Raw genomic sequence first — 17,515 nt, forward strand, 5'->3', positions numbered from 1 at the left:
TCCGGATGATCTCCGGAGGGCCCTTCTTGCTGCTGCTGCGCTGGTCAGCGCGGTGGGCGCGGACGGTTTCGAACCGCCGACATCTGCTTTGTAAGAGCAGCGCTCTACCCCTGAGCTACGCACCCGTGGATGAGGCAACAGCGTACATGGCACACACGGCCCAGATCCAAACCGTTACGGCCTCCCCCGTGGGTTACGTCGCCCGCCACGTACTGGGGCTGGCCCCACCAGGGAGACGGTGGGCAGCCGCATCGATACGGCGGGGTGGGGCTCGTACCGTGAGGGAATCACGCAGAGCTACCTGGGGGAACGATCGCCATGACAAGCCGACTCCGTCGTCGTCACCGCCGCGCGGTCCGGACCGTCGTCGCCGCTTCCGGGGCCGTGCTGCTCGGGGTCGGGGTGTCCGGGTGCGGGAGTGCGGACGCGGGTGACGCCCCCCTTGAGGAGAAGTCGTTCAAGCTGAGCGGGAAGACGCTGACCATCGACTCCGACAACTCGAACATCGAGCTCGTACCGGCCGACGTCGAGGAGGTGGAGGTGACCCGGCAGGTCGACGGGTGGGTGTTCCTGGGGAACGGGCCCGAGGCCGTCTGGAAGATGGAGGACGGGACCCTCACGCTCAAGGTGGACTGTGACGCCGTCGCCAGCAACTGCGCGGCCCGGCACACCGTGAAGGTGCCGCGGGGCACGGCCGTGACCGTGGACGACGCCAACGGGAAGGTGACCGCGAGCGGGTTCGACACACCGCTGAAGCTCCGTTCGGACAACGGCGCGATCGAGGTCACCGACTCCAGCGGCGCGCTCGAGCTGGACAGCGAGAACGGCAGCGTCGTCGCACAGCGCGTGACCGGGAAGAGTGTCGTGGCCACGTCGGACAACGGGTCCGTGCGGCTCGAGCTGGCCGGGGTGCCCGACCGGGTGGAGACCGTGAGCGACAACGGGCGGATCGAGATCGAGCTGCCGGGCGCCGGAGCGCCGTACGCCGTGGAGGCCGAGAGCGACAACGGGGACGTGGACATCGCCGTCCCGACCGACGCCGGCAGCCGCCGCATCGTCAAGGCCCGCAGCGACAACGGGAAAATCGCGGTGCGCAGCGTGAACTAACAGGCCCGTGTGTTCGTCCTTTCCTGGTGGGAGAATTGACCGGACCGGGACCGGGCAGGGCGGACACAGCACGGGAGAGGCATGTGACGGCGAGAAACGCACGGCCGCACCACAAGGCACGAGCGAACGCCGTCAGGGATGTGCGGGAAAACGCCCGGAGCGCGGTCGCTCTGGTGCTGCTCCCGCTGCCGCTGCTCGCGGCCGCCGCCGTCGCACTGCCCGCCGCCTTCGCGGGCGGCGGCACCCGCCGCTGGTTCGGCGGGCGGGGGGAGAGCCAGCGGGCCGATGCGCAGGCCGCAAAGGACGCCGCGGCCGCGGCGTTCTACGAGCTGGACACCGCGCAGCGCGATCTGCGGATCTCGATCGAGACGATCACGGCGGTGGACAGTACGCCGTCAGCCCGGCGCGCCGTCGACGACTTCGCCGCCCTCGGGCGGCGTATCGACGAGGTGAGCCACGCCTACATCACCGCGGTGGACGCGCATGATCTGGACCGGGACGACCTGGACGCGTCGGTGGCCGCGCAGGCGCGTACGCAGTTGAACCGTGCCAAGGACGAGCTGCTGCGGGTCAAGGGGGAGCTCGACCGGTTCGAGCAGGGGCTCGGGCCGCTGCTCGGAAAGGCGGAGACGCAGCTGGCCCGGCTCGCGCCGGCTGTCGAGAGGGCGCGACAGGCGCTCATCTCTGCGAGCAATGCTCTCGATTCAGTGCGCAGCTCCGGTCTGAGAGCGGACGATCTCGCCGCCCGCCTCGCCGCCCTCGCCCCCGAGCTGACGAAGCTCAACGAGGGCGCGGGGCGGCATGGCGTTCCCGAAACGCTGCAGCGCGCCGACCGCGTGCTGCGTGACGCCGAAACCGTACGCACAGAAGCCGAACGGTTGCCGGAGCGCGCCGCCGAGATCGACAAGCGTCTCGTGTCGCTCCGCACCCGCGCGCAGGCGCTGACCACCCGGTCCGCTCAGGTCGAGCCGGTGCTCAGCGAGCTGCGCCGGCGCTTCACGGTCGCGTGCTGGCAGGACCTGCAGCCTGTTCCGGAAAAGGCGGCGCGCAGCGTCCAGCAGGCCGAGGAGAAGCTGAAGGAGGCCGGCAAGGCTCGCGAGGAGCAGCGCTGGCCGGACGCCACCGCCCTCCTGGCCACCGTCCGCGCACTGCTGAACGCCACGGACGAGGCCGTCTCCGCCGCCCGCGACCGCCTCCAGCGGCTCGATGCCGTGGCCAAGGACCCGCAGCACGAGATCGAGCGGACCCGCTTCGCGATTCGCGACGCCCAGCGTCTTGCGATGGCCGGGCGCAACACGCCCGACCCGCGCCACGCCCGGCCCCTGGACGACTCCGTGGCGCGGCTGGACCGGGCGGTCGCCGGGCTCGAGGGGCGGCATCCCGACTACTGGCACTTCCTCACGGAGACCGAGGCGGTACGGCGCACGGTCGCACACGTGGTCGAGCAGATCCGCGAGGAGCGGGGCACTGGCAGAGCCTGACCGGCGACTGCGACTCGACTACGACTCGGCTGTGGCGCATACCGGCTCGTATCGTTTCATTACGGTACTTACCAGTCCGTACCGACTTTCACCGGCTTGTACCGGTTCGGCCCCGGGCGGATCCTGGGAGGAACCGCGCCGCCCCCCGGGCGAACGCCGGACCCGGGCGGCCACAGGGCGAACACCGGCCCGAGCACCCCGGAGTCGGCGTACGCGTCCGTACGAAGGAGGCCGGACATGGCCGGACACGTAGTGCACTCGAAAAGAACCGGCCAAAGCAGCCGCCCGCGCATCAAGCTCGACGAGCATCTGCCCGTGGACCACCAACTCAGCCGCTTCTACCGGGTCGGCGCCGGGCTGATGGGCCTGGTGCTGGTCGCGTTCGGCATCCTCGGTCTCATCGACCGCATCGGCTTCTTCGACACCCGGGGCGACACCGTCGCGGGCCTCAACACCAACGGCGCGCTGAGCGTCCTGTCCATCGCCGTCGGGCTGCTGCTCTTCGTCGGCATGGTGATCGGCGGCAACTTCGCCTCGACGCTGAACATGGTTCTGGGCATTCTCTTCATCCTCAGCGGGTTCGTGAACCTCGCTCTGCTCGACCGCAGCTTCAACCCCCTCGCCTTCCGCATCCAGAACGTGATGTTCAGCTTCGTGGTGGGCGTCATGCTGATGTTCTTCGGCATGTACGGGCGCGTCAGCGCGACCTTGCCGCACGACAACCCGTACTGGAAAGCCCGCCACCCCGAGCAGGCGGATTCGGAGCAGCGTGCCGCGCGCCGCCGCGCCGAGCTCGCCGCCCGACAGCAGGCCGCTCTCGGCATGACCAGCACGACCAGCACGACCGGCGTCGGCCCGCCGACGCGGCAGGCGGGGCATACCGACGCCGCCGGCCCGGACGCGACGACCGCTCCTGGAGTGACGACCGCCGCGCGCACGACGACCGACACCGGCCGCCGGGCAACCCGTCGCGGTCTGCTCTCCCGTATGACACGCCGGCGCCGCTAGCCTGACCGCATGCCTCGTTACGAATTCCGCTGCCGGACCTGCGGCGACACCTTCGAAGTGAACCGCCCCATGGCCGAGTCCTCCGCGCCCGCGAACTGCCCGGAGGGACACGACGACACCGTCAAGCTGCTCTCGGCGGTCGCCGTCGGCGGCACCAAGTCGGCCCCCGCGCCCACCGGCGGTGGCGGTGGCGGTGGCTGCTGCGGTGGCGGCTGCTGCGGCTGACACGGCACCCGCCCGTATCTCGTGGAGAGCTGCGGGGCCGCAGCCGCCCCGCCGCACCCCCGCAGCGGCCCCGCCCTCACGAGCCGATGGTTTGCGCGTACTCGAAGGTGGTGCTCGTCGTCGCCGTGCTCGCGGTGCTGGTGTCCGCCGCGGTCCGGCTGCTCAGGCCGGGGCCGGTCACGACGCGGCTGAAGCGCCCGGCCCCGGACCTCAAGGAACTGAAACCGCCCCTCAGACCGGCGGCCGGACGACCACGGAGCTGATCCCCTGCCGTTCCCGCCGGAACCGGCGCGACTCCTGCCGCAGCAGGCGCAGGATCTCCTCGCCCGCCGCCACGCCCATCTGCGGCAGCGCGACGACGTGCGGCGCCCGCCAGTCGGCCTCCGCGAGCTCGCCGTGACCGGGCCGCCAGGCCAGGTCGGCTGCGAGGAGCAGATCCGCGTCGAGGAGCGAGTCGCCGGCCGCCAGCGTCAGCCGTGCGCCGGTGCGGCGGGCGACCTCGCGCACCGCGGCGCTCTTGGTGAGCGGCTTCGGCACGGCGTAGATCTTGCGGCCCTGGAGGGAGACGGTCCAGCCGCGGAACTCCGCCCACGCGCCGAGTTCGGCGACCCAGTCGTCGGGCAGCAGCGCCCGTTCGACGACGAGGTAGGCGAAGAGGTCCTCGGCGACCCGTTCCTTGCGCAGCCAGGCCGGGTCGGCGGTGTCGCGCAGGTGCGCCCGGATCTCCGCGAGGGGCGCGCACTCCGCGGTGAGCCGCGCAGCGACCGCCTCGCGCCAGTCGCGGTCGCTGATGCCGTCGACGAGCAGGTGCCCGCCGTTGGCGCAGATCGCGTACTTGGGCGGCAGGCCGGGCAGGCTGATGCGCTGGTACTGCTTGCGGGTGCGGGTCGTCGTCGGGACGAAGACGGTGTCCTGGGCGAGCTTGGTCAGCAGCCCCGCCGCTCGCTCGGTCATGTACGACAGGGGCTTGTGCTCGTGCACTTCGACACACAGCAGCCGGGGTGCGACGGCGTCGGGCATGCCGAGACCCAGCGCCGCGTTCGAGTAGATGAGCGTACGGTCGAGGTCGCTGGCGACGAGCACGGTCACTGCGCCACCGCCTTGCCGTCGGCACCCGTGGCAGCCCGCGTGTACTTGGGGTGGATCAACCCGACGCAGCTGTACGGGAGTTCGTCGACGTCCTCGACGGGCACGCCGCGCTGCGACGCCAGGAGCCGTACGTGGTCGAGGTCGGCGCCGGCTCCGCGGCTCGCGAGGATCTTCCAGGGGACCCGGCGCAGCAGGACGCGCGTGGTCTCGCCGACGCCCGGCTTGACGAGGTTGACGTCGTGGATGCCGTACTCCTCGCTGATCCGCTCGACGGCGCCCCAGCCCTCCCAGGTGGGGGTGCGGTCGGCGGACAGCAGTTCCTTCACGTCCGCGTCGACGGCGGACGTGACCTCGTCGAAGTGGGCGGCGACGGTGTCGAGGAAGTGGCCGGAGACGTCGGAGCCGGCGAGCTCGCGGTAGAACTTCGCGCCGTGGAAGTCGTGGGGGCCGACCAGGTCGGCACGCAGGACCGTACGGGATATCAGGCCGGAAACCGTGGAGTTGAGGCAGGCGGACGGGATCAGGAAGTCCTCACGTGTGCCGTACGTACGCACACAGCCGCCCGGGTCGGCGAGGACGGCGATCTCGGGGTCGAAGCCGGGGAAGTCCCGCAGGGCTTCGGCGAGTTCGCGGGTGATGGCGCCCTTGCCGGTCCAGCCGTCGACGAAGACGACGTCGGCCGGGTCGTGGTTCTCGGCGAGCCAGCGCAGTGCGTTGGCGTCGATGCCGCGGCCGCGCACGATGGACACGGCGTAGTGCGGCAGGTCCAGGCCGTGCCGGTGCCGGGCCCAGCGCCGCATCAGCACACCGACCGGGGTGCCGGCGCGGGCGAGCGAGACGAGCACGGGGCGCGGTGTCCGCTCGGCGAGAACGGTGTCGGTGACTGTTCCGACGGCGCGGGCGATGCGGGCGGCGGAGGCCGTGAGCGCGGCCTCGAACAGCTGCTGGTACTGCTCGTTCGGCTGGTACTCGACGGGCAGCGACTCGGCGTAGTGCGCGCCGCCGCTCTGGATGGCTTCCTCGCGCTCCTCCGTGGGCGCTTCGAGCTCCACGTCCGAGAGGTCCTGGAGCAGCCAGCCGACCTCCTCGGCGGCGTAGGAGGAGAAGTCCGGTCCGCGGAGCGGCTGGGGCAGCATGGAGGGCCTTTCAGGTCCTTCGGGTACGTCACCGTTGGGTACGTAGCTGGGCACGACGGCCAGCACGACGTGCGGGGTGTGGGCGGCGAGCTGGGCCAGCAGGCCGTCCGGGGCGTGCAGGTGCGCGGTGTCGGCGGCCGAGTCGACGACGGCGACGACCGCGTCGAAGCCGCCGCCCGCCACGTTGTAGGCGTAGCGCTCGCCCGGGCCGTCCGCCGGATCGTCGTGGGCGGGGAAGACGAGCCGGGTACGTATGGCATAGCCGGGGTCGTCGACGGCGAGGACGGGCGAGCGGGTGGTGGTGGAGTACCGCACCTCGGGCGCGGTGCCGGCCCGCTCCAGGGCGAGGGCCAGGCGCAGGGGTGCGTACATCAGCTCCTCGCAGCCGAGGACGAGGACGCGGCGGGCGTCACCGACGGCCTCGGCGAGACGGGCCGTCATGCCGGGCAGCGCGGCCTCCAGGGCGTCGCGGTGTGCCGGGGAGAAGCCGTGCCGTCCCCCGTCGGGGATGCCTGCCGGCCAGTCCAGGACCACCCGGGCATGGCGGGGGTCCGCGGCCGGGGGCGTGTCCTTCACCGCGGGCTCGTGCCGTGCGACCAGGTCCCGGCCCTTGGCCAGGACGCCGTCCGGAAGGCTGACCGTGCCGGAGGCCATGGTCACCAGGTCGACGCGGGCGCCGATCTCCTCGGCGAAGGCCTCCAAGCGGCCGAGATCCGCCGCGGAGCGCATGTCGACCAGCGCCACGACGACATACCGCTCACGCGGGTAGCGCTCGTGCAGGTCACGGACGGTGTTGAGGACGGTGTTGCCCGTGGAGAACTCGTCGTCGACGAGCACCAGCGGGCCCGTGCCCGTCAGCAGCTCGGGGTCCTCGGGCAGCAGCAGGTGCGAGGTCGCGTGCGAGTGGGACTCCTCGAAGCCGCCCGCGGGGGCCACGCCGTCGACCGGACGGCGGGTGGAGTGCAGATACGGCACGGGTCCGACGCCGTCCGCGACGCAGTGGCCGAGCCCGGTCGCCGTCTCCGCGTATCCGAGGACAACCGCGCGGGCGGCCTCCTCGGAGCCGAGCAGATCGCGTACGCGCAGTCCGAGGGCGTACGCGTGCCCGTATACGGCCCCGGGGCTCTGCGGCACGTGCTTGCCCAGCACGTTCGACACCAGGAGGTGCGCGCGTTTGGGGTTGCGGCGCAGGGCGAGGCCCAGCAGCTCCGGGAGCCGCTCGTCACCGTCGAGCCCGACTCCGAGCCGCTCGGCGACCCAGCTTCCCGACCACACCACGTTCTCTTCGCCCCTCGTCGTCATCAGTCCGCCAGCCCGGCCGCGAGCAGTTCCACGAAGCCGACGTCCTCCTTGGCGACGCCGAAGACCTCGGCCCGCAGCAGGGTCCGCTCGGCCCAGGCCCGGTGCGGCTTCACTTCGTTCATCTTGTTCGTGTACGCGGAGCGCAGCACTCCGCCGCCGCCGCGCTCCGGGCGCAGGATGTCCTGGGCGTCACTGAACTCCTCGTGGCTGACCACGGACAGTGCGTGCACCGGCAGCACGTGGGAGGGGTGGATGCAGGTCTTGCCGAGCAGACCGTTGGCGCGGTCCAGCTCGATCTCGCGGAGCAGGCCGTCGAGGTCGTGCTCGATGAGGGCGGTGCGGAGCTCCTCCGCCCGGCCCTCGAGGAACGGGCTGCGGCGCAGCTGCGGCTTGAACATGCGCTCCTGGGACCTGAAGTACTCCCACACGGGGCCGGTGATGGTGAAGCCGGTCCCGTCGGACCGGCCGAGCACATTGACCACGTCCGCGATGACGGACGTGACGATCCGCACGTCGTAGGCCGTCATGTCGGGCGAGCGGCGCAGCCCGTACGCGGAGCAGAAGTCGGTGACGCCGAGGCGCAGGGCGAGGACCCGGTCGCGGTACTTGTCGACGGTGCGGGCGATGCCGCTCAGGGCCTCGGCCCTGGTCTCCAGATGAAGCAGCTCGGGCGACTCGAGGACGGGCATCGCGAACAGCCGCCGTCCACTGTCGGCCTCCGCGGCCGCGAGCGCCTCGAGGAACGGGGCACCGCGCTCGTCGGTGAACTTCGGCAGTACGAATCCGGACAACAGTCGTCCCGCCTGCCCCAGACGTCCCACGAGGTCCGGGATCTGCTCCGGCCTGCGGACGCGGATGAACAGGAGCGGCACTTCGACTCCGCGCGCGTCGAGGTCCGCGAACTGCCGGACCAGGTTCACCTCTCCGTCCTCCACCTCGGCGTCGTCGATGGAATCCTCCAGGCACAGCACCATGGAGACGACCCCGCGCCCGGCCTGCTTGAGCACGTCGTCGGCCAGCTTCGGCCGGGTCGCCGGGCTGTAGAGCGTGGCGCCCAGGGCAGCCGCCAGCGTCCGTGCCGGCGAGTCCGCGCCGAAACCGCACGGCTCCTGGTGGAACAGCCGCTCACGGGCAGCGGGCGCGATGTGCCCGAAATGACGCATATTTAGTCCCCCGTACCGCTGCTTCGACCCTCACACCATGTGGCCGGTAATAGTACGTAAGCACAGGTGTCAAGAGTTCCCCAAGTGCATGAAATCCAGGTGACCCGACCGTTTCTCGCCCCTGCCCTGCGGATGGCCGCCACAGGCGCGCCAAAGCCGGGAACTGGGCCCCGCGTTGTCCCTGGCCCCCTCGGGCAGGCAGGATGACGGGCATGACGCACGCGATGCTGAAGGGCTCGAACGTCCCTCTTGAAGCCACGGCCGTACGAGCCGTGCTGCGCTGGACGCCGGGCGCGGGGGTGCCGGATGTCGACGCCTCGGCCCTGCTGCTCGGCGCCGACGGCCGCGTGCGCTCCGACGAGGACTTCGTCTTCTACAACCAGCCGCGCCACCCCTCCGGCCTGGTCCGGCGGCTGCCGAAGCAGCGTGTCGCGGAGCATCTCACCGACACCGTGGAGGCCGACGTGGCGGCGCTGGACGCGTCGGTCGACCAAGTCGTCATCGCGGCGTCGTCGGACGGCGCCACCTTCGAGCATGTACGTGACCTGCGGATACTGCTCCAAGACGCCGGTGCGCCGGACGGCGGCGAACCGCTGGCCGTCTTCGACGTGAAGCCCGAGACGGGCGAGGAGACGGCGATCATCTGCGGCGAGCTGTACCGGCGCGGCGACGGCTGGAAGTTCCGTGCGGTGGCGCAGGGCTATCCGACGGGGCTGGTGGGGCTCGCGACGGCGTTCGGTATCTCGGTGGACGAGGCGGTGGGAGAGCCGGACGAGCCGCAGCCGCAGCCGCAGCCATCGCCTTCGCCTTCGCCTTCGCCTTCGCCTTCGCCACAGCCGGCGTACGGCTACCCGCCGTCGGAGGTGACACAGCCCGCGCCCGCGTACGCACCGGCGGCGCAGCCTGCCTACGGCTACCCGCAGCCGGCCGCGGCGGCTGCGTACGCACCGGACCCGGCGTTCCGTCTGCCGCCGATGGGCCCGCAGTTCCAGCGCCCGTAGCGCCCTTCCGCGCCGCGGGGCCGAAGGCCGCGCCCGTCGGACCCGGAACCGGAACCGGCCGGTGCCCCCAGCGGTGCCGGTTCCCCCAGCGGTGGAGTGCCGCCCCGGGCTGAACGGTTCCCGCCGGGAGGGCGGTCAGGGGTCGGCGGCGTGAGTCCCGCGCAGGCATGTCCGTGACCCGGACGGACACCGTCGAGAGAGCGGGCCCGCCCGCCCAAGGGCTACGCGCGGGTCTGCGACTTGTAGCCACGCCCCCACTGCAGCCCCCACCCGTACAGGCGGTCGAGCTCCGCCTGGAAGCCGTACACGAACTTCACCTCGCGCCGCACCGTCAGCTCGCCCTTGCTGTTCTCCACGGAGAACACCGCGCACGAGCGGGCCTGCGGGGCCCGCTCGTCGAGTTCGATCTCGACCCGCGGACCGTTGCTCGGGTAGAGCGTGACGTGTGCGTGGGTGCGGTCGAAGGCCGGGGTCTGGTCGTAGATGTAGACGAAGAACAGCAGCCGCTTGATCGACTCCCGGTGGTCGAGATTGACGAAGATCGTCTCGCCGGAGGGTGCGCCGAACCGGTCGTCGCCGCTGAGCTTCACGAACGGCGGCCCGTTCAGGTCGCCGAAGAAGCCGCCGAGTGGCTGCACCACGCCCTTGCTGCCGTCGGTCAGCTCGTACAGGCAGCCGAGGTCGAGGTCGACGTTGACCACGCCCTGGGTGTGGGCCTGGACGACGTCCGGCTGGAAGAGCTTCATCGGGTTCCGCAGCAGCCTGCCGCTCTGCCGTGAGCGCCCCTCGATGTCGGAGGTGCGCATACGCCAGGACAGGTTGACGCGCAGGTTGCCGCTGGCCGCGCCCTGCTTGGTGAGCGAGACGGCCGAATTGCGCTTGGTCAGCTCGATGGAGTTGGTCGCGGCGCTGCCCGAGTCGAACTGCGCCGCCCTTCCCCGCCACAGGTTGTCCCATATGGCCATGTCCCACCCCTTGTCGTCACTGGTCGCCCGGTGCCCCACGGATACGCGTGCGGGGCGGCCGGGAGCTCCCGGCCGCCCCGCAAGGAAGCGTTCCTCACTGGTGGGGGTGTCACACCCCGGAGGAGACCTCAGCCTTGTCCCCCGGTCCCCCGGGCTTTCCCTCGGCCGTCTCCAGCGCCTTGTTGCGGCGCAGGGACGACCAGAACGAGGCGGCGATCAGGAAGACGCCGACGAGGCCGGTGATGATCTCGCTGATCTCGTGCTGGATGGTGACGAGCAGGATGACCGCCAGCGCGCCGATCGCGTAGTGGGCGCCGTGCTCCAGGTAGACGTAGTCGTCGAGGGTGCCCTGGCGGACCAGGTAGACCGTGAGCGATCGGACGTACATCGCACCGATACCGAGGCCGAGCGCCATCCAGAAGATGTGGTTGGTGATGGCGAACGCGCCGATGACGCCGTCGAACGAGAACGACGCGTCGAGCACCTCGAGGTACAGGAACAGGAAGAACGCCGCCTTGCCGGCCAGGCCGACCGCGGAGACGGGCTTGCCCTCCTTCTTGGCCTGCTCCTCCTCCTCGTGCTCGCGCTCCTCCTCTTCCTCGAGCTTGTCCTCGAAGTACCCGGAGAGACCGCCCACGACGAGGTAGGTGATCAGACCGGCGACGCCGGAGAGGAGCACCGTGGCCGACTTGTCGGCGTGGCCGGTGCTGGTGTGCGCCTGGGTGGCGAAGGTGACGGCGGTGATCAGCAGGATGATCAGGGCGATGCAGACCGACAGCATGTCGACCTTGCCGAGCTTGGCCAGCGGCCGCTCGAGCCACTTCAGCCACTGGTGCTCACGTGCCTCGAAGATGAAGTCGAGGAAGATCATCAGCAGGAACATGCCACCGAACGCGGCGATTGCGGGGTGCGCGTCGGTGACCAGGGCCTCGTACTGCGCGGGCTGGTCCATGGCCAGTTGGACCGCTTCGATCGGCCCGACCTTGGCGCTGATGGCGACGATGACGACGGGGAAGACCAGTCGCATACCGAAGACGGCGATCAGAATGCCGATCGTCAGGAAGATCTTCTGCCAGAAGGCGTTCATCTTCTTGAGGATTCCGGCGTTGACGACCGCGTTGTCGAACGACAGCGAGATCTCGAGGATCGACAGGATCAGTACGATCCCGAACGCCTCCCAGCCCCACTGCCAGGCGGCGAATGCGAGGCCGAGCGCCGTGACGGCGAACGACCAGCCGAAGGTTTTCAGAACCACTGGCTACCCAATCGTGTAATTGTCCCCCGGGCGAAGCCTGGGGGAGGTCCTCCCCCGCGCCGCACGCGGCTTTACGAAACGTTGACGCCGAAGTCTAGAGCGATGCCGCGCAGGCCCGACGCGTACCCCTGCCCCACGGCTCGGAACTTCCACTCGCCCCCGTAGCGGTAGAGCTCGCCGAAGATCATCGCGGTCTCGGTGGAGGCGTCCTCGCTGAGGTCGTAGCGCGCCAGCTCCTGGCCGTCCGCCTGGTTGACGACGCGGATGAAGGCGTTGCTGACCTGGCCGAAGGTCTGGCCGCGGTTGTCGGCGTCGTGGATGGAGACCGGGAAGACGATCTTGTCGACGTCGGCCGGGACCTTCACGAGGTCCACCAGGAGCGACTCGTCGTCGCCGTCGCCCTCACCGGTGAGGTTGTCACCGGTGTGCTCGACGGAGCCGTCGGGGCTCTTGAGCTGGTTGTAGAAGACGAACCACTCGTCGCCGAGCACCCGCCCGTTCTGGCAGAGCAGCGCGCTGGCGTCGAGGTCGAAAGGCGCTCCGGTGGTGGAACGCGCGTCCCAGCCGAGCCCTACGAGCACCTGAGTGAGATTGGGTGCGGCCTTGGAGAGGGAGACATTGCCTCCCTTGGCGAGCGTGACGCCCATGATGGTGAGTCCTCCCCTGGTGGCTTTGCTGCCGAGTGCAGCGGGTCTTCATGCACGTCCGGCGCCGCACGAAGGAGTGCGGCGCCGGACGTTGAGTGCTGCCTGGCTCAGACGTTCACACCGAAGTCCTGCGCGATGCCGCGCAGGCCCGAGGCGTAGCCCTGGCCGATGGCACGGAACTTCCACTCCGCGCCGTTGCGGTACAGCTCGCCGAAGACCATGGCGGTCTCGGTCGAGGCGTCCTCGCTCAGGTCGTAGCGGGCGAGCTCGTTGTTGTCGGCCTGGTTGACGACGCGGATGAAGGCGTTGCGCACCTGGCCGAAGGACTGCTGGCGGCTCTCGGCCTCGTAGATCGAGACCGGGAAGACGATCTTGTCGACGTCGGCGGGGACCGCGGCCAGGTTGACCTTGATCTGCTCGTCGTCGCCCTCGCCCTCACCGGTGAGGTTGTCACCGGTGTGCTCGACGGAGCCGTCGACGCTCTTGAGGTTGTTGAAGAAGACGAAGTTGCCGTCGTTGGTGACCTTGCCCTCGGCGTTGGTCAGCAGGGCGCTGGCGTCGAGGTCGAAGTCGGTGCCGGTGGTGGTACGGACGTCCCAGCCCAGGCCCACGGTGACCGCTGTCAGATTCGGCGCGGCCTTGGTCAGCGAGACGTTGCCGCCCTTGCTGAGGCTGACTCCCACGAGTCCCTCCATTGGTGTTCAGGGGCAGCGCCCCCGTCGTGCGATAGCTATCGGATCAACGAAGGGATCCTAGTGACCGGTTCCCACTCGCAGTGTCATTTCATGGGGACACCTGCTGAAACCCTCGCGGAGGGATCAGAGGGCGTCCAGTGCCTTGACGTAGTCGTTCAGATCGCGGGCATCGGGCAGGCCGTTGACGACGGTCCAGCGCACGACGCCCTCCTTGTCGATGATGAACGTGCCGCGCACCGCGCAGCCCTTCTCCTCGTCGAAGACGCCGTAGGCGCGCGACGTCTCGCCGTGCGGCCAGAAATCCGACAGCAGCGGGTACTCGAGCCCTTCCTGCTCGCCGAAGACGCGCAGGGTGTGGATCGAGTCGTTGGAGACGGCGAGCAGCTGGGTGTCGTCGTTGACGAACTTCGGCAGCTCGTCGCGCAGGGCGCACAGCTCGCCGGTGCACACGCCGGTGAAGGCGAAGGGGTAGAAGAGGAGCACGACGTTCTTCTCGCCGAGGTGGTCGGAGAGTGCCACGGTGCGGCCGTGGTTGTCCTTGAGCTCGAACTCCGGCGCCTTGTCGCCGACCTCGATCGCCATGGAGAGCGCATCCCTTCGTCAATTCGTCCGCCGGCCGATTCTGTGGGCCGATCCGGTGAGGGCCAGCCTACGCAGAAGGCCCCCGCCGACGTGTGTCGGCGGGGGCCGGGTGCCTGCTCTTCGCGGCTCGGCGGCTCAGCGCTTCCCCGTCTTGGCCCCCTTGGGGGTGACCAGCCGACTGCCACTCCAGTCCTTGCCGGCGGTGATGCTCTTGGTCTGGGAGAGACCCGCGGTCTGGGCGGCCTCGTTGATGTCGCTGGGCTCGACGTAGCCGTCACGGCCGGTCTTGGGGGTCATCAGCCAGACGACCCCGCCCTCGTCGATCAGACCGATGGCGTCCACCAGTGCGTCAGTGAGGTCCCCGTCCTCGTCGCGGAACCACAGCACGACGACGTCGGCGACGTCGTCGTAGTCCTCGTCGACGAGTTCCTGGCCGGTGACGGCCTCGATGCCCTCACGGAGCTCCTGCTCGACGTCGTCGTCGTAGCCGATCTCCTGGACCACTTGTCCGGGCTCGAACCCCAGCCTTGCCGCCGGGTTGGTCCGCTCCTCCGCGTGGTCCGCGGTCGCGCTCACGGCTTGCCTCCTGATCGTTTTCGACAAATGCTTCGGCCGCGCGCGTACGCGCGGCATTGGCCGTAGTCCACACGGGCGGGGCGGATCGCGCAAGTACCCGGCCGTCCGGACCGCCGAAACGGTGACGTTTGCGGCCGTCTCGGCGCAACTCCAGGCATGCCAGAGGCCCCGCCGCACTGGTGGCCACTCACTTCGGCCGCCTACGCGGCATTCCTACCCTTTCACATCTCAATCGGAACCGAACGACCGGACGAAACGCATGACCGCCTCGGGCGTAAGGTTGCGATTTGGTCCGGCGGCTCACCCACGGCTTCCGCCGGATGTCCTGGAGAACAAGGGTTACCTCTCAGTAGAGATGACGTGGGCCCTCCCGCGGTACACGATGGGAGGCGGTGCGACAGCTTTGCCGACCCAGTACCCCCGAACAGCGAAGGAACAGCGTGGCTTCCGGATCCGATCGCAACCCGATCATCATTGGCGGCCTTCCCAGCCAGGTCCCGGACTTCGATCCTGAAGAGACCCAGGAGTGGCTGGACTCCCTCGACGCCGCCGTCGACGAGCGCGGCCGGGAGCGGGCCCGCTACCTGATGCTGCGCCTGATCGAGCGGGCGCGCGAGAAGCGTGTCGCCGTGCCCGAGATGCGCAGCACGGACTACGTCAACACCATCGCGACCAAGGACGAGCCGTTCTTCCCCGGCAACGAGGAGATCGAGCGCAAGATCCTCAACGCGACCCGGTGGAACGCCGCGGTGATGGTCTCCCGCGCGCAGCGCCCCGGCATCGGCGTCGGCGGCCACATCGCCACCTTCGCCTCCTCGGCCTCCCTCTACGACGTGGGCTTCAACCACTTCTTCCGCGGCAAGGACGACGGCAAGGGGGGCGACCAGATCTTCTTCCAGGGGCACGCCTCCCCCGGCATCTACGCCCGCGCGTTCCTGCTGGACCGGCTGAGCGAGCAGCAGCTGGACGGCTTCCGCCAGGAGAAGTCGAAGGAGCCCTACGGACTGTCCAGCTACCCGCACCCGCGGTCGATGCCGGACTTCTGGGAGTTCCCGACGGTCTCCATGGGCCTCGGCCCGCTGGGCGCCATCTACCAGGCGCGCATGAACCGCTACATGGAGGCCCGCGGCATCGCGGACACCTCGGGGTCGCATGTGTGGGCCTACCTGGGCGACGGCGAGATGGACGAGCCGGAGTCGCTCGGCCAGCTGTCCATCGCCGCCCGTGAGGGCCTGGACAACCTGACCTTCGTGGTCAACTGCAACCTGCAGCGCCTCGACGGCCCGGTCCGCGGCAACGGCAAGATCATCCAGGAGCTGGAGTCGCAGTTCCGCGGTGCCGGCTGGAACGTCATCAAACTGGTGTGGGACCGCTCCTGGGACCCGCTGCTCGCCCAGGACCGCGACGGTGTGCTGGTCAACAAGCTGAACACCACGCCCGACGGGCAGTTCCAGACGTACGCGACGGAGACCGGCGCGTACATCCGCGAGCACTTCTTCGGCGGCGACCAGCGGCTGCGCGCCATGGTCGAGAACATGACCGACGAGCAGATCCTGCACCTGGGCCGCGGCGGTCACGACCATCGCAAGGTCTTCGCGGCCTACACGGCGGCCAAGGCGCACAAGGGCCAGCCGACGGTGATCCTCGCGCAGACCATCAAGGGCTGGACGCTGGGCCCGAACTTCGAGGGCCGCAACGCCACGCACCAGATGAAGAAGCTGACGGTCGACGACCTGAAGCGCTTCCGCGACCGGCTGCACCTCCCGATCACGGACCAGCAGCTCGAGTCCGGCGCTCCGCCGTACTACCACCCGGGCCGCGACTCCGAAGAGATCCAGTACATGCACGACCACCGCAAGGCCTGCGGCGGTTATGTGCCGACCCGGGTCGTGCGGGCGAAGCCGCTGGAGCTCCCTGAGGACAAGACGTACGCGGCTGTGAAGAAGGGCTCCGGGCAGCAGTCGATCGCCACCACCATGGCCTTCGTCCGGCTGCTGAAGGACCTCATGCGGGACAAGGAGATCGGCAAGCGGTTCGTGCTGATCGCGCCCGACGAGTACCGCACCTTCGGCATGGACTCGTTCTTCCCGAGTGCGAAGATCTACAACCCGCTGGGGCAGCAGTACGAGGCCGTGGACCGTGAGCTGCTGCTGGCGTACAAGGAGTCGCCGACCGGTCAGATGCTGCACGACGGCATCTCGGAGGCCGGCTGCACGGCCTCCCTGATCGCCGCGGGTTCCGCGTACGCCACGCACGGCGAGCCGCTGATCCCGGTGTACGTCTTCTACTCGATGTTCGGTTTCCAGCGGACCGGCGACCAGTTCTGGCAGATGGCGGACCAGCTGGCGCGCGGCTTCGTGCTCGGCGCGACCGCCGGCCGTACGACGCTGACCGGTGAGGGCCTGCAGCACGCGGACGGCCACTCGCAGCTGCTCGCCTCGACGAACCCGGCCGCTGTCGCCTACGACCCGGCGTTCGGCTTCGAGATCGCGCACATCGTCAAGGACGGCCTGCGCCGTATGTACGGTCCCGACGCCGAGGACGTCTTCTACTACCTCACCGTCTACAACGAGCCGATCCAGCACCCGGCGGAGCCGGCCGACGTGGACGTCGAAGGCATTCTCGCGGGCATCCACCGCTTCAAGCAGGGCGAGCAGGGCTCCATCCCGGCTCAGATCATGGCCTCCGGCGTGGCCGTGCCGTGGGCCGTCGAGGCGCAGCGGATCCTCGCGGAGGAATGGAACGTACGCGCCGACGTCTGGTCGGCGACATCCTGGAACGAGCTGCGCCGCGAGGCGGTGGAGGTGGAGCGGCACAATCTGCTGCACCCCGAGGAGGAGCAGCGCGTCCCGTACGTGACGCGCAAGCTGTCCGGCTCGCAGGGCCCGTTCGTCGCGGTGTCCGACTGGATGCGTTCGGTCCCCGACCAGATCTCCCGCTGGGTGCCCGGCACCTATCAGTCGCTGGGAGCGGACGGCTTCGGCTTCGCGGACACCCGCGGTGCCGCCCGCCGTTTCTTCCACATCGACGCCCAGTCGATCGTGCTGGCGGTGCTCACCGAGCTGGCGCGCGAGGGGAAGGTCGACCGCAGCGTGCTCAAGCAGGCGGTGGACCGCTACCAGCTGCTCGACGTGGCGGCGGCCGACCCGGGTGCGGCCGGCGGCGACGCGTAACACACCGCTCACGGCAGCGGGGGGGGGGGGGGGGGGGGGGGGGGGGGGGGGGGGGGGGGGGGGGGGGGGGGGGGGGGGGGGGGGGGGGGGGGGGGGGGGGGGGGGGGGGG

14 protein-coding genes, 1 tRNA gene and 1 pseudogene are annotated in these 17,515 nt (G+C 70.0%); 6 read left to right on the forward strand and 10 right to left on the reverse strand.

The features are described from left to right. Nucleotides 1-53: 53 nt before the first annotated feature. A tRNA-Val gene (locus ACZ4SA_RS35920) sits at nucleotides 54-125 on the reverse strand. Between the two features lie 193 nt (nucleotides 126-318). Here ACZ4SA_RS35920 and ACZ4SA_RS35925 point away from each other — a divergent pair. From ACZ4SA_RS35925 to ACZ4SA_RS35940, 4 genes and pseudogenes are all read left to right on the forward strand, one after another. Further along, complete coding sequence (locus ACZ4SA_RS35925; protein ID WP_468282702.1) at nucleotides 319-1,107, forward strand: DUF4097 family beta strand repeat-containing protein; 789 nt, start codon at nucleotides 319-321, stop codon at nucleotides 1,105-1,107. 83 nt (nucleotides 1,108-1,190) lie between these two features. Continuing rightward, a complete protein-coding gene (locus ACZ4SA_RS35930; RefSeq protein WP_468282705.1) occupies nucleotides 1,191-2,588 on the forward strand; it encodes a hypothetical protein in 1,398 nt (465 codons plus the stop codon). Nucleotides 2,589-2,825: 237 nt separating this feature from the next. After that, nucleotides 2,826-3,386, forward strand: a pseudogene (locus ACZ4SA_RS35935) (DUF4383 domain-containing protein); the annotation flags it as partial. Between the two features lie 219 nt (nucleotides 3,387-3,605). After that, entirely contained in the window at nucleotides 3,606-3,821 is a 216-nt protein-coding gene (locus ACZ4SA_RS35940) for an FmdB family zinc ribbon protein (RefSeq protein ID WP_468282708.1), read from the forward strand. Nucleotides 3,822-4,052: 231 nt separating this feature from the next. Here the strand turns inward: ACZ4SA_RS35940 and ACZ4SA_RS35945 are convergent, their stop codons facing one another. From ACZ4SA_RS35945 to ACZ4SA_RS35955, 3 genes are read right to left on the reverse strand one after another with little or no spacing between them, the layout of a single operon-like run. Then, nucleotides 4,053-4,910, reverse strand: coding sequence for an HAD family hydrolase (locus tag ACZ4SA_RS35945; RefSeq protein ID WP_468282711.1), 858 nt, complete (start codon nucleotides 4,908-4,910; stop codon nucleotides 4,053-4,055). Further along, entirely contained in the window at nucleotides 4,907-7,348 is a 2,442-nt protein-coding gene (locus tag ACZ4SA_RS35950; protein ID WP_468282714.1) for a phosphoribosyltransferase, read from the reverse strand. The genes ACZ4SA_RS35945 and ACZ4SA_RS35950 overlap by 4 nt, the downstream gene beginning before the upstream one ends. Beyond that, nucleotides 7,348-8,511, reverse strand: a complete 1,164-nt coding sequence (locus ACZ4SA_RS35955) for an HpcH/HpaI aldolase/citrate lyase family protein (RefSeq protein WP_468282717.1) — start codon at nucleotides 8,509-8,511, stop codon at nucleotides 7,348-7,350. The genes ACZ4SA_RS35950 and ACZ4SA_RS35955 overlap by 1 nt, the downstream gene beginning before the upstream one ends. A 212-nt stretch (nucleotides 8,512-8,723) precedes the next feature. Between ACZ4SA_RS35955 and ACZ4SA_RS35960 the strand changes: the two genes are divergently transcribed. Further along, on the forward strand, nucleotides 8,724-9,512 hold the full coding sequence (locus ACZ4SA_RS35960) for a TerD family protein (RefSeq protein ID WP_468282720.1): 789 nt from the start codon (nucleotides 8,724-8,726) through the stop codon (nucleotides 9,510-9,512). A gap of 221 nt (nucleotides 9,513-9,733) precedes the next feature. Here ACZ4SA_RS35960 and ACZ4SA_RS35965 read toward each other — a convergent pair whose 3' ends face one another. The 6 genes from ACZ4SA_RS35965 to ACZ4SA_RS35990 form a co-directional block, all read right to left on the reverse strand. Further along, nucleotides 9,734-10,477, reverse strand: coding sequence for a TerD family protein (locus ACZ4SA_RS35965; protein ID WP_468282723.1), 744 nt, complete (start codon nucleotides 10,475-10,477; stop codon nucleotides 9,734-9,736). A gap of 109 nt (nucleotides 10,478-10,586) precedes the next feature. Further along, nucleotides 10,587-11,732: a DUF475 domain-containing protein gene (locus ACZ4SA_RS35970; protein WP_468282726.1), complete on the reverse strand. Its 1,146-nt coding sequence runs from the start codon at nucleotides 11,730-11,732 to the stop codon at nucleotides 10,587-10,589. Between the two features lie 71 nt (nucleotides 11,733-11,803). Beyond that, nucleotides 11,804-12,379 (reverse strand): TerD family protein, encoded by a 576-nt coding sequence (locus ACZ4SA_RS35975; protein WP_356637960.1) that lies wholly within the window; start codon nucleotides 12,377-12,379, stop codon nucleotides 11,804-11,806. Between the two features lie 107 nt (nucleotides 12,380-12,486). Then, on the reverse strand, nucleotides 12,487-13,062 hold the full coding sequence (locus ACZ4SA_RS35980) for a TerD family protein (RefSeq protein ID WP_468282730.1): 576 nt from the start codon (nucleotides 13,060-13,062) through the stop codon (nucleotides 12,487-12,489). 135 nt (nucleotides 13,063-13,197) lie between these two features. Then, a complete protein-coding gene (locus ACZ4SA_RS35985) occupies nucleotides 13,198-13,656 on the reverse strand; it encodes a peroxiredoxin (RefSeq protein ID WP_468282733.1) in 459 nt (152 codons plus the stop codon). Nucleotides 13,657-13,791: 135 nt separating this feature from the next. Next, nucleotides 13,792-14,232 (reverse strand): DUF3052 domain-containing protein, encoded by a 441-nt coding sequence (locus tag ACZ4SA_RS35990; RefSeq protein ID WP_356640238.1) that lies wholly within the window; start codon nucleotides 14,230-14,232, stop codon nucleotides 13,792-13,794. Nucleotides 14,233-14,672: 440 nt separating this feature from the next. Here ACZ4SA_RS35990 and aceE point away from each other — a divergent pair, with 440 nt between their 5' ends. Then, complete coding sequence (gene aceE, locus ACZ4SA_RS35995; RefSeq protein ID WP_468282737.1) at nucleotides 14,673-17,405, forward strand: pyruvate dehydrogenase (acetyl-transferring), homodimeric type; 2,733 nt, start codon at nucleotides 14,673-14,675, stop codon at nucleotides 17,403-17,405. Nucleotides 17,406-17,515: the final 110 nt, after the last annotated feature.

The organism is Streptomyces sp. NPDC027962, assembly GCF_055566095.1.

Excerpts from the sequence above, each read along its gene's own strand:
- ACZ4SA_RS35925 (WP_468282702.1), top strand. The coding sequence starts at position 319 with ATGACAAGCCGACTCCGTCGTCGTCACCGCCGCGCGGTCCGGACCGTC.
- ACZ4SA_RS35940 (WP_468282708.1), top strand. The coding sequence starts at position 3,606 with ATGCCTCGTTACGAATTCCGCTGCCGGACCTGCGGCGACACCTTCGAA.
- ACZ4SA_RS35950 (WP_468282714.1), bottom strand. The coding sequence starts at position 7,348 with ATGACGACGAGGGGCGAAGAGAACGTGGTGTGGTCGGGAAGCTGGGTC.
- ACZ4SA_RS35955 (WP_468282717.1), bottom strand. The coding sequence starts at position 8,511 with ATGCGTCATTTCGGGCACATCGCGCCCGCTGCCCGTGAGCGGCTGTTC.
- ACZ4SA_RS35960 (WP_468282720.1), top strand. The coding sequence starts at position 8,724 with ATGACGCACGCGATGCTGAAGGGCTCGAACGTCCCTCTTGAAGCCACG.
- ACZ4SA_RS35965 (WP_468282723.1), bottom strand. The coding sequence starts at position 10,477 with ATGGCCATATGGGACAACCTGTGGCGGGGAAGGGCGGCGCAGTTCGAC.
- ACZ4SA_RS35975 (WP_356637960.1), bottom strand. The coding sequence starts at position 12,379 with ATGGGCGTCACGCTCGCCAAGGGAGGCAATGTCTCCCTCTCCAAGGCC.
- ACZ4SA_RS35985 (WP_468282733.1), bottom strand. The coding sequence starts at position 13,656 with ATGGCGATCGAGGTCGGCGACAAGGCGCCGGAGTTCGAGCTCAAGGAC.